This is a genomic window from Sphingomonas sp. (assembly GCF_036388435.1).
Lineage (GTDB): Bacteria > Pseudomonadota > Alphaproteobacteria > Sphingomonadales > Sphingomonadaceae > Sphingomonas.
Genome location: NZ_DASVRV010000032.1, coordinates 1 through 10975 on the forward strand (window position 1 = coordinate 1; position 10975 = coordinate 10975).

8 protein-coding genes are annotated in these 10975 nt (G+C 70.8%); 3 read left to right on the forward strand and 5 right to left on the reverse strand.

Annotated elements, in window-relative coordinates; genetic code table 11:
- From VF592_RS07195 to VF592_RS07205, 3 genes are all read right to left on the reverse strand, one after another.
- Positions 1-485, reverse strand: a 485-nt coding sequence (locus tag VF592_RS07195; protein WP_331004935.1) for a biotin/lipoyl-containing protein, incomplete at its 3' end; no start/stop codon positions are given.
- Between the two features lie 6 nt (positions 486-491).
- Complete coding sequence (locus VF592_RS07200; RefSeq protein WP_331004988.1) at positions 492-1496, reverse strand: alpha-ketoacid dehydrogenase subunit beta; 1005 nt, start codon at positions 1494-1496, stop codon at positions 492-494.
- A 92-nt stretch (positions 1497-1588) separates the two neighbouring features.
- Positions 1589-2887, reverse strand: coding sequence for a 3-methyl-2-oxobutanoate dehydrogenase (2-methylpropanoyl-transferring) subunit alpha (locus VF592_RS07205; protein ID WP_331004936.1), 1299 nt, complete (start codon positions 2885-2887; stop codon positions 1589-1591).
- Positions 2888-3129: 242 nt separating this feature from the next.
- On the opposite strand from VF592_RS07205, the gene VF592_RS07210 reads away from it, so the two are divergent.
- The 3 genes from VF592_RS07210 (at position 3130) to VF592_RS07220 (ending at position 10261) form a co-directional block, all read left to right on the forward strand.
- On the forward strand, positions 3130-6861 hold the full coding sequence (locus VF592_RS07210; protein ID WP_331004937.1) for a hypothetical protein: 3732 nt from the start codon (positions 3130-3132) through the stop codon (positions 6859-6861).
- Positions 6862-7395: 534 nt separating this feature from the next.
- Positions 7396-8139 (forward strand): protein ImuA, encoded by a 744-nt coding sequence (locus VF592_RS07215; protein WP_331004938.1) that lies wholly within the window; start codon positions 7396-7398, stop codon positions 8137-8139.
- Positions 8140-8146: 7 nt separating this feature from the next.
- Positions 8147-10261 carry a DNA polymerase Y family protein gene (locus VF592_RS07220; RefSeq protein WP_331004939.1) on the forward strand — a complete coding sequence of 705 codons (2115 nt, stop codon included), beginning with the start codon at positions 8147-8149 and terminating at the stop codon, positions 10259-10261.
- A gap of 1 nt (position 10262) precedes the next feature.
- Here the strand turns inward: VF592_RS07220 and VF592_RS07225 are convergent, their stop codons facing one another.
- Positions 10263-10676, reverse strand: a complete 414-nt coding sequence (locus VF592_RS07225) for a type II toxin-antitoxin system VapC family toxin (RefSeq protein ID WP_331004940.1) — start codon at positions 10674-10676, stop codon at positions 10263-10265.
- A complete protein-coding gene (locus VF592_RS07230) occupies positions 10673-10966 on the reverse strand; it encodes a type II toxin-antitoxin system Phd/YefM family antitoxin (protein WP_331004941.1) in 294 nt (97 codons plus the stop codon). The genes VF592_RS07225 and VF592_RS07230 overlap by 4 nt, the downstream gene beginning before the upstream one ends.
- Between the last annotated feature and the right edge of the window lie 9 nt (positions 10967-10975).

Consider the following 10975-nt stretch of genomic DNA (forward strand, 5'->3'; position numbering starts at 1 on the left):
TGGACGGGGTGGGGTCGGGGGGGGGGGGACGGGATAGGATCGGCCACCGTCTCACGTCTACCCACCCCTTGATCCTCTCCCTGTCCAGGGAGGGGAGAAGTTTCGCCCCCCGCCCGCGCGGGCGTGGTCATGACCGGCGGCACGACCTCGTCGACGCCGGGATTCTCCGCGCCATATTGCTCGGCCACCTCGGCCTGCTCCGACGTCGGCGGCGCGGCGTCCAGCTCGGCGGGGGCGTCCGCCGCTTCCGTCTCGATCACCACCAGCGCGGAGCCGATCGCGACCTGGTCGCCGACCTCGCCCGCCAGTTCGACGACGACGCCCGACACGGGCGACTCCATTTCGACCGTCGCCTTGTCGGTCATCATGTCCGCTACGGGTCCGTCCTCCTCGATCCGGTCGCCGACCGCGACGTGCCAGGCGACGATCTCGGCCTCGGAGATGCCCTCGCCGATATCCGGCAGCTTGAAGGTGAAGCGCGCCATTCCGTATCAGTCCTTCATGATCTTCTTGAGCGCCTCGCCGATGCGCACGGGGCCGGGGAAATAGGCCCATTCCAGGCTGTGCGGATAAGGCGTGTCGAACCCGGTCACCCGCTCGATCGGTGCCTCCAGATGGTGGAAGCAGCGTTCCTGGATCAACGCGGAGAGCTCCGCGCCGAACCCGCCGGTGCGCGTCGCCTCATGGACGATCATGCAGCGCCCGGTCTTCCTGACAGACGCCTCGATCGTCTCGATGTCGAGCGGCACCAGCGTGCGCAGGTCGACGATCTCCGCGTCGATTCCCGACTCCTCGATCACCGCGCCCACGACATGGACCATGGTGCCGTAGCACAGGATCGTCAGCGCCTCGCCCGGCCGGACGACATCCGCCTTGCCCAGATCGATGCGGTAATAGCCCGTCGGCACCTCGCCCGCCGGATGCGCGCTCCAGTTCTTGGCGGGGCGGTCCCAATGACCGTCGAACGGGCCGTTATAGATGCGCTTGGGTTCGAGAAAGAGGACGGGGTCGTTGTCCTCGATCGCCGCGATCAGCAGCCCCTTGGCGTCGTAGGGCGTCGCCGGGATCACCGTCTTGATGCCCGATACGTGCGTGAAGATGCCCTCGGGGCTCTGCGAATGCGTCTGCCCGCCGAAGATGCCACCGCCATAGGGCGAGCGCACGGTGATCGGGGCCGTGAATTCGCCCGCCGAGCGGTAGCGCAGGCGAGCGGCTTCGGAGACAAGCTGGTCGAGCGCGGGATAGATATAATCGGCGAACTGGATTTCCGGCACCGGGCGCAGCCCGTACGCGCCCATGCCGATCGCGACGCCGACGATGCCGATCTCGGTGATCGGCGTGTCGAACACGCGCGTCTTGCCATGCTTGGCCTGGAGCCCGGCGGTCGCGCGGAACACGCCGCCGAAATAGCCGACATCCTCGCCCATCACGAGCACGTCGGGGTCGCGCGTCATCATCACGTCGAGCGCGGAGTTGATCGCCTGGATCATGTTCATGCGGACGGCGCCGGAGGCGTCCGACGACTCGCGGACGGTGGCGGGGGCGGAGCCGTCGTCGTTCGACGAGTCTTCCATCGGCATCACCTCGCTCACTTCCGCGCCCATGGCCGCCCGCTCGCTTGTTCCTCGGCCATCATCTGCGCCTGCTGCTCGCGCAGGTGCCAGGGCATTTCCTCGAACACCCCGTCGAACAGGGTGCCCAGCGGCTGGTGGAGACCGTGGCCGAGGATGCCGTTCTTCTCCGCTTCCTTCTGCGACGCCTTCACCTGGTCGGCGAGCTCGCGATCCTGCGCCGCGTGGCGGTCGTCGTCCCATTCGCCGATCGCGATCAGGTGCTGCTTCAGCCGCTTGATCGGGTCGCCGAGCGGCCAGGCGTTCGGCTCGCCCTCCGAGCGGTACTGGCCGGGGTCGTCGGAGGTCGAGTGGCCCTCGGCGCGGTAGGTGAAATGCTCGATCAGCGTCGGCCCCTGGTTGGTCCGCGCGCGCTCGGCGGCCCATTCGGTCGCGGCGTAGACGGCAAGCGCGTCGTTGCCGTCGACACGGAGGCCCGCGATGCCATAGCCCACCGCGCGCGCCGCGAAGGTCGTCGCTTCCGCCCCCGCGAAGCCGGAGAAGCTCGATATCGCCCATTGATTGTTGACGACGTTCATGATGACGGGCGCCCGGTACACGCTGGCGAAGGTGCAGGCGGAATGGAAATCGCCCTCCGCGGTCGATCCCTCGCCGCACCACACGGCGGCGATGCGCGTATCGCCCTTGGCGGCCGACGCCATCGCCCAGCCCACCGCCTGCGGATATTGCGTGGCGAGATTGCCGGAGATGGAGAAGAACCCCGCCTCCTTCGCGGAATACATGATCGGCAGTTGCTTGCCCTGGAGCCGGTCGGCGGTGTTCGAATAGATCTGGTTCATCATGTCGACCAGCGACCAGTCGCGCGCGATCAGGATGCCCTGCTGCCGATATGAGGGAAAGCACATGTCCTCGTAATCGAGCGCCATGGTCGCCGCGACCGCGACCGCCTCCTCGCCGGTCGCCTTCATGTAGAAGCTGGTCTTGCCCTGGCGTTGCGCCCGGAACATCCGTTCGTCGAAGGCGCGCAGCAGCACCATCGCGCGCAGCATCCGCCGCAGCCGGTCGGGCGACAGCCGCGGGTTCCAGGGACCGACCGCCTGGCCCTGCTCGTCGAGCACGCGCACCAGCGTATAGGCCAGGTCGGTGAAGTCGCGCGCCGCCGCCGCCGTATCGGGCCGCCGCGCCTGCCCCGCCGGGGGCACGTCCACCTCGGCGAAATCGACCGGATCGCCCGGCCGGAACTTGGGCTCGGGCACGTGCAGGGTCAGCGGGGGCAGATTGGCACGCCGGGGGTCTTGCGGCTGCTCGCCGGCCATGAAGATCTCCTGGATCGCCGCCGTCTGGCGCGGCGGATCGTCGGCGCGGGTCTTTGAACGGTTGAAAGATTATTTCAAGCCGGTTGTGGGCGTCCACGGTTGCGCGGGGACGGCACCGGCTCTGCTGAGCGCGGGCCTTAGGTCGGGATCGGAGCGAAGGGCGCGTTTTGTTGGTGTGTTCCGATCGGCCGCACGCTAACCCGACGGGAAGCCACATCAATTTGGGCGCGGAGAGCAGGAACATGGCGACGGTGCAGCCGATCGGGTCGGAGTTTCTCGTCAACACGGTGACGGAGGGCGCGCAGGACGCGCCGGTCACGGCCCGGCTGACGAACGGCAATGTCGTGGTCGTCTGGCGCAGCGCCGAGAACGGGGGCGACATCAAGGCGCAACTCCTCGACGCGAACGGCGCCAAGCTCGGCGGCGAGTTCGGCATCAACGCCGGCGTAGCGGGCGAGCAACGGGCACCGTCGGTGACGGCGATCTCGTCCGGCGGGTTCGCTGTCGCCTGGGGCGACGACAGGCGGATTCAGGTGCAGCAATTCGACCAAAGCGGCGTCGCGGCGGGAGTTGCCGCTTCTTGGCCGGTCAACAACTCCGTCGCGCAGTCCGCCGCGCAGACGACCGTCGTCGATCTGGGCAACGGACGGCTTGCCGTGACATGGGAAGGTCTGGCGGAACGCGATTACACCCGCAGTCCGGTGTTCACGCGTGTGGTCGAGAACACGGGCGCGATCGGCCCGATCACCAACGTGACGGACGGGTCCGGGGGCCTGGAACTCGACTCCGCACTGCTGGAATCCGGGAATTACCTGGTCGTGGTCAGCAATAGTTTCACGCTCGTAGGTCAGGTCTATGACAGCACGGGAAGTCGGGTCGGAGCGGCGTTCGGCCCCGACGGGCTGGGCGAGGTTCGCGACGCGTCGGTTGCGGCGTTGGTATCCGGGGGCTTCGTGGTCGCGGCCGAGACAGGCAATTTCTCGCGCTTTCCGCCGCTGAACATCCCGCCGGTGATCGCGATTCAGCGTTATGACGAAAAAGGCGCGCGGGTGGGCCCTGCCCAGACCGTCGAGACCGGGTTGAATCCGTCGGTCCAGTCCCTGTCCAACGGCGCGTTTCTGGTGACCTATGACACGGGCGCGGGCATTCGAGCCCAACTGTTCAGCGCGGACGGGCTCGCTGCGGGAGGGCCTGTCACGCTCGACCCGACCCCCAACGGCGCGGGTTCGTTCGCGGAGTTCACGCTTGCCGACGATGGCCGTGGCATCCTGACCTGGCAGGATTCCAGCGGCACCGGCGGCGATCCGGACACGGGCATAAAGGCGGTGTCGTTCCAGATCACGGCCTTGCTCGGCGGCACGGGCGCGGACACGCTCGTCGGCACGGCCGGTGCGGACGAGTTCTATGGTTCGGGCGGCGGCGACACGCTGGCGGGCGGGGCCGGTGACGACATCTACCGCGTCTATGCCGGCGACACGGTGGTGGAGCGCGCGGGCGAGGGCGCGGATATCGTGGCGGCGGTGGACGGCTTCACGCTGTCGGCCGACGCGGCGGTGGAGACGCTCGCCACGTCGAACGCCGGGGGCACGGCGGCGCTGACGCTGATCGGCAACGACGTGGCCCAGAGCATCTACGGCAATGCGGGCGCCAACACGCTCGATGGGCGCGGCGGCGACGACGTGATCGTCGCGGGCGCGGGCAATGACGCGCTGTTCGGCGCGGACGGCGCGGACCTGCTCCTCGCCGAGATCGGCGACGATTATCTGGACGGCGGTGCGGGCGCCGACCGGCTCTATGGCGGCGCGGGCGACGACACGCTCGCCGCCGGCGCGGGCGCGGACCAGCTTTACGGCGGGGACGGGGCCGATCTGGCCTTTGGTCGCGAGGACGACGATCTCATCGACGGCGGGGCCGGCCAGGACCGGCTCTACGGAGACGGGGGCGCGGACATTCTCGTCGGCGGCGGCGGCCGGGACGAACTCTATGGCGGCGATGGCGACGACGACCTGTTCGGCGGCGACGATGACGACCCGTTCGACGGTGATAGCGACGACTTCCTGGACGGCGGGGCGGGTCGCAACCGGCTTTACGGCGGGAGCGGCGGCGACACGCTGGTCGGCGGCGCGGAGGGCGATCAGCTTTACGGCGAGGCGGGCAACGACTTTCTGCTCGGCCGCGAGGGCGACGATTTCCTGGACGGGGGCGCTGGCCGCAACGCCCTGTACGGCGAGACGGGGAACGACGTCGCGGTGGGCGGTGCGGACGCCGACCAGGTCTATGGCGGTGAGGGCGCGGACCTGCTGCTCGGCCGCGCGGGCGACGACTTCATCGACGGCGGCGTCGGCGACGACAGCCTGTACGGCGAGACCGGCAACGACCTCCTCGTCGGCGGTCTGGGCAATGACCAGCTTTACGGCGAGGGCGGGGACGATGAGCTGCTCGGGCGCGACGGCGACGATTTCGTCGATGGCGGCATCGGCGCTGACCGGCTTTACGGTGAAGCCGGCGCGGACACGATCCTGGGCGGCGCCGATGCCGACGGCATCTATGGTGGCGAGGGCGCGGATCTGATCTTCGGGCAGGACGGGGCCGACTTCGCCGAGGGCGGCGCGGGCGCGGATGTCGCCTATGGCGGCACGGGCGCGGACACGCTGGTCGGCGGGGCGGGTAACGACCAGCTTTACGGCGAGACCGAAAACGACGTGCTGCTGGGCGAGGACGGCGACGACGTCGCGGGCGGCGCGGACGGCGACGATTACGCGGACGGCGGGGCCGGGCGCGACGCGATCTATGGCGGTCGCGGCCTGGACGTGCTGGTGGGCGGCGCGGACGCCGACCAGCTCTACGGCGAGGATGGCGACGACGAACTCCAGGGCGGCGACGGCGACGATTATCTCGACGGCGGCACCGGCCGCGACCGCCTGGTCGGCGGAAGCGGCGCCGACGTCGCGATCGGCGGCGCCGACGCGGATCGGCTCGACGGCGGGGACGGCGACGACCAGCTGTTCGGCCAGGACGGCGACGACGAGGTCGATGGCGCCGCCGGGAACGACCTGCTGACCGGAGAGGCCGGCGCCGACCTGATCCTGGGCGGCGCGGGCACCGATCAGCTTTACGGCGGCATCGGCAATGACGAACTCCACGGCCAGGACGGCGACGATTATCTCGACGGCGGCGAGGGCGCGGACCGGCTGTCGGGCGAGGCGGGCGCGGATACCGTGCTGGCCGGATCGGGCGGCGATACCGTGTTGGGTCAGGAGGGCGACGACGCGCTCTTCGGCGAGGATGGCGACGATTATGTCGACGGCGGTGAAGGCGCGGACCGGCTCTATGGCGGGCTGGGCGCCGACGTGGTGCTCGGGGCCGCGGGCGGTGACCAGCTTTACGGCCAGAACGGCGGCGACCAGCTGTTCGGCGGCGACGGGGCGGATTATCTCGACGGCGGCGAGGGCGCGGACGCGCTCTACGGCGGCGGCGACAACGACGTGCTCGCGGGCGGGCTCGACGACGACCAGGCCTATGGCGGCGCGGGCGACGACGAGATCCTCGGCGATGACGGGGCCGATTATCTCGAAGGCGGGGAGGGTCGCGATACGCTGCGCGGCGGCGCGGGCAACGACATCCTGATCGGCGGCACGGGCGCGGATGCGCTGTTCGGTGGAGTGGGCGCCGACCTGTTCGTCTTCACCGGAATCGGCGAAGGCGCGGGCGTGATCGACCAGTTGCTCGACTTCGACGGCGGGGCGGGCGACCGGATCGACCTGTCGCAGATCGACGCGGACAGCTTCGCGGGCGGGAACGAAGCGTTCAGCTTCATCGGCACCGCCGCGTTCACTAACCGCGCGGGCGAGCTGCGCTACGCGGTCGTCGACGGCCAGGCCCGCCTGTTCGGCGACGTCAACGGCGACGGCGCCGCCGACTTCACCCTGCTGGTCAACGCCGGCTCGCTCGGAGCCGCCGACTTCCTGCTGTAGCGCATCACGCCGCCGGTCCTTGAGACGACCGGCAGCGCACCGGTCGCACGCCATCCGGCCCCGGCGATCATGGGGAGCGTGATCCCCGAACGTCCGCCTTTGGTCGAAAGCCGACGGAAGACAGGTCGCTGTCCTACAGACCTCCACCCGTGCAAGGCTCCCCCGACTCGGGATTCTGGGCCTCCTGCCCGCTTTTTGGCGTCGGTTCGGACCCGCGCCCGATAAGGGCGGTCGATCCGCATCGATCGCGCGTGGTACTCGGTTCGCCGCGCGTTCGGCATCGATCCGTATGGCCTGGATACCTTCGCTCACGACATCGGACGTTCTTGGCCTGAACTTCCAGTGAACTTCCACGTCGCGCGCGCGATCCGGATAGAGTGGGTGCGACGCCCGGCCCGCCCGTCTCTGTCCTGGACGGCATTCACGACGCGATTGACTCGACTCTCGATTGGAACAAAGTAGGAACACGTTCCGTTGCCGACTCGAACCGCGTCAGAGAACCAGCCGTGATCCAAATCCCGTGACCCAGGTGCCATGACCCAGACTTTAGCGGAGCTACGCGAGACGCTGCGCCGCATCGAGGGCGATGGGCATCAGCGGCGCCCCGCTTTGCCCTTCGGCGTGGCGGCGATCGACGCGCGGCTGGCGGGCGAAGGGCTCAGGCTCGACGCGCTGCACGAGGTCGCCGCCGCCACGCCGCGCCACGGCGACGATGCGTCGGCGACCCTGTTCATGGCGGGGATCGCCGCGCGCGCCTGGGGGCCCGTCCTGTGGGTGATGCGGCGGCGCGACCTGTTCGCGCCGGGCCTCTACCAGGCGGGGCTCGCGCCCGAACGGCTCCTTTATGTCGAGGCGCACGACGACAGCGAGCTGCTGGCGGTGATGGAGGAGGGTCTGCGCCACCGCGGGCTGGGCGCGGTGATCGGCGAGTGCAAGCGCGCCGGGCTTGCCGCGACCCGCCGGCTCCAGCTCGCCGCCGAGGGCGGGCGCACCATCGCCCTGCTGCTCAAGCGCCATGCCCAGGGCGGGGCCGACCCGCTGGGCCAGCCCTCCGCCGCCCTCACCCGCTGGCGCATCGCCTCCGCGCCCTCCGCCCCGCTGCCGCATGAGGGCCTGGGCCGGGCGTGCTGGCATCTCGACCTCGCCCGCCAAAAAGGCGGCGAGCCTTTTCAAATCCTTGTGGAGGCATGCGATGAAACGGGTCGCCTCGCTTTACCTGCCAGAATGGCCATTGGATCGGCTCAGACGCACCGGTCGCGTTCCGCGACCGGCGGCTGAGCCGTCAATGGCCACGACCGGCCGACGTGCCGACCACGGCACGTCCGACGACAGCGGCCGGCCCGTCGCTCGCGACGGGTCCGACGCGACGGCCGACTCACTCGGTCGCGCCGCCCTGGCCGAGCGCCCCCCGACCTGCTCCGTCCCCGATACCCCCGAAGCCCGTCCCGGCGCACTCTGGTCGCAGGAGGAGCGCGCCCGCTCCGCCCAGCACCAGGGCGCCAACCCCGGCTGGCGACCCGGCGCCAAATGGGCGAAGGCGGAGGTCGCGGCGGAGGTCGCCCGACTCCCCCTCCACCAGCGCCCGCCCATGCGCGAGATGGGCCGCCGCAGCGAAGCCGCCGACCATCCCTTCAAGGCCATGCCCCCCGACGAGGCGTGGTCGCCCGTGGCGTCGCGGGGCGGCGTGACTCCGGTCCGCCGGGGCGGCGAAGACGCCCACCCGCCCGGCACGCGCCGCGCGGGCGACGGACCCTATCCGGGCGAGGGCGCCTTTTTCCTGACGGGGCGCATGTCGGACGGCGCCGTCGGCCGCGCCTGCGCCGGGTCGGGTGCCGACGTGCCGTCCAACCCGGGGCGGACCCCGGGCCGCCGACCGGCCGGTGACCATGGGCGGGGCCATGCGCTGCCCATGGTCACCGCCCACCGCGTCGACGGCCGCGACATCATCCATGCCGCCTGTCCCCGTGCCCGCGCGCTGGGGCTCGATCCCGGCACCTGGCTGACCCAGGCGCGCGCGACCGTGCCCGGCCTGCTGATCCTTCCCGCCGATCCGGAGGGGGACCGCGCCGCGCTCCACCGGCTGGCGGTCGCGCTCGCCCGCCGCTGGGCGCCGACGGTCATGATGTCGGACGATGCGGGCCTGTTCATCGACCTGACCGGCGTCGCGCATCTCCATGGCGGCGAGGCCCGGTTCGCCCGGCGTCTCCGGCGGTTGCTGGCGCGGCTGGGCCATGCCGCCCGCATCGGCATCGCCGACACGCCCGGCGCCGCCCATGCCTTTGCCCGACGGCGCCGCGACCCGATCGCCATCTGCCCGCCAGGCCGCCACCGCGAGGCGCTCGCCCCCCTTCCCGCCGACGCGCTCCGGCTGGAGCCCAGGCATCTGGAACTGCTCCGCCGGTTGGGGGTGGACACGGTGGGCGAGCTGGCGAGGCTGCCGCGCGGGCCGCTCGCCCGGCGTTTCGGCGGCGCGCTCGTCCGGCGGCTCGACCAGGCCCTGGGACACGCCCCCGAGCCGCTCGATCCGGTGGCGGTGCCCGAGCGGATCATGGTGGAGCAGCGCTTCGCCGAACCCATCGCCACCGCCGAGGCGATCGCGCACTGGCTGGACGTGCTGGTGCCCCGGCTATGCGCGGCGCTGGCGCGCGCCGGGCGCGGGGCGCGGCTGGTCGAGCTCGTCGCGGTGCGGGTCGACGGCGTGCCGCAGATCATCCGGGTGGGACTGGCGCGGCCCGCGCGCGATCCGGCGCGTCTCGGGCGCCTGCTCGTTCGCCGGATCGAGGAGATCGCCCCCGGCTTCGGGCTCGACGCGCTGGCGCTCCATGTCCTGCGCAGCGATCCGCTCGGCCCCGAATCGCTCGCCCCCGCGCTGGCGGAGGACGCCGCGCCCGACCTCGCCCCCCTGGTCGACGCGCTCGCCAACCGGCTCGGCGGCCGCCTGCCCTGGCGCGCTCGGCCGGTCGAGAGCGACGTGCCCGAGCGATCGGTGGCGCATCGTCCGCCACTCGACGCGCCCGGCCGCGCGCCGCCCGTGCTCCGGCAGGGCGATGTCCGCCTGCTCGACGCGCGCGCGGCCGATCATCCCTGGCACCCCCGCTGGCCGCGCCCCGCCCTGCTCCTGCGCCATCCCGAGCGCATCGAGCATGTGCTGGCCGAACTCCCCGACCAGCCGCCCAAACGCTTCACCTGGCGCGGCACCAGCCACTACGTGGTCCGCGCCGACGGCCCCGAGCGCATCACCGGCGAATGGTGGCGCCGCGTCGCCGAGGAAGGGGCCGTGCGCGACTATTTCAGCGTCGAGGACGAGGCGGGCCACCGCTTCTGGCTGTTTCGCCGCGGCGACGGCGTGCGCGCCGAGACGGGCGACCTGAGCTGGCACCTGCACGGTTTCCATGGGTGAGCTAGCGCCGCGCGTCGATGGCGCTGAGAAGGCCGGCTTGGGCGTATCGAAGGATAAGACCATCGCCGGTCAGCACCGGACAGCCAAGTGCGCGGCTGGTGGCGATGATGATACGATCGCTCGGATCGCCGTGGATGGTCGACGGCAAGGACCCCGCATCCATGCCGATTTCAGGCGTGAGCGGCACGAACTCGACACCGGGCCGGGCCAGAAATGCTCGAACCCAGTCGACCACCGGCCGGCCGAGCGTCAGCCTGTTCTTGGAAACCAGCATGGCCATTTCCCAAGGCGTTATGGACGCCATGCCCAGTCCTTGTCCGCCGGCCGCATGGTCGATCAACCGCCTTGCCGATCCACCAAGTCGAGGATCGTCGAGTCCGGCCCAGACCACCACGTTCGTGTCGAGAAGGATCACCGTTTCGAGTCGTACAGCTCGGCGGGATTGTTGGCGTCCCACTGGTCCATGTCGGACACCGGCGTGAACGGGTCGTCGAACCGGTACACCGACGAAGCCATGCATCCGATCAACGAGCCCCGACGAGGCTCTTCCGCCTTGGCGGCCGTCAGCATCGCCACCGGCTTGCCGCGCTTGGTGACGGTGATCGGCTCGCCGCCCGCCTGGACCTCGTCCATCAGACGCAGGCAATTGGCCTTGAACTCGGCCGCGCCGACATATTTCATCGCTTCCGCTCCCGAACTGGTCATCTCACCTAG

What these genes read in the sequence shown, in the direction of transcription:
- VF592_RS07200 (WP_331004988.1), bottom strand. Translation starts at nt 1,496, where the DNA reads ATGAACATGATCCAGGCGATCAACTCCGCGCTCGACGTGATGATGACG.
- VF592_RS07205 (WP_331004936.1), bottom strand. Translation starts at nt 2,887, where the DNA reads ATGGCCGGCGAGCAGCCGCAAGACCCCCGGCGTGCCAATCTGCCCCCG.
- VF592_RS07210 (WP_331004937.1), top strand. Translation starts at nt 3,130, where the DNA reads ATGGCGACGGTGCAGCCGATCGGGTCGGAGTTTCTCGTCAACACGGTG.
- VF592_RS07215 (WP_331004938.1), top strand. Translation starts at nt 7,396, where the DNA reads ATGACCCAGACTTTAGCGGAGCTACGCGAGACGCTGCGCCGCATCGAG.
- VF592_RS07220 (WP_331004939.1), top strand. Translation starts at nt 8,147, where the DNA reads ATGGCCACGACCGGCCGACGTGCCGACCACGGCACGTCCGACGACAGC.
- VF592_RS07230 (WP_331004941.1), bottom strand. Translation starts at nt 10,966, where the DNA reads ATGACCAGTTCGGGAGCGGAAGCGATGAAATATGTCGGCGCGGCCGAG.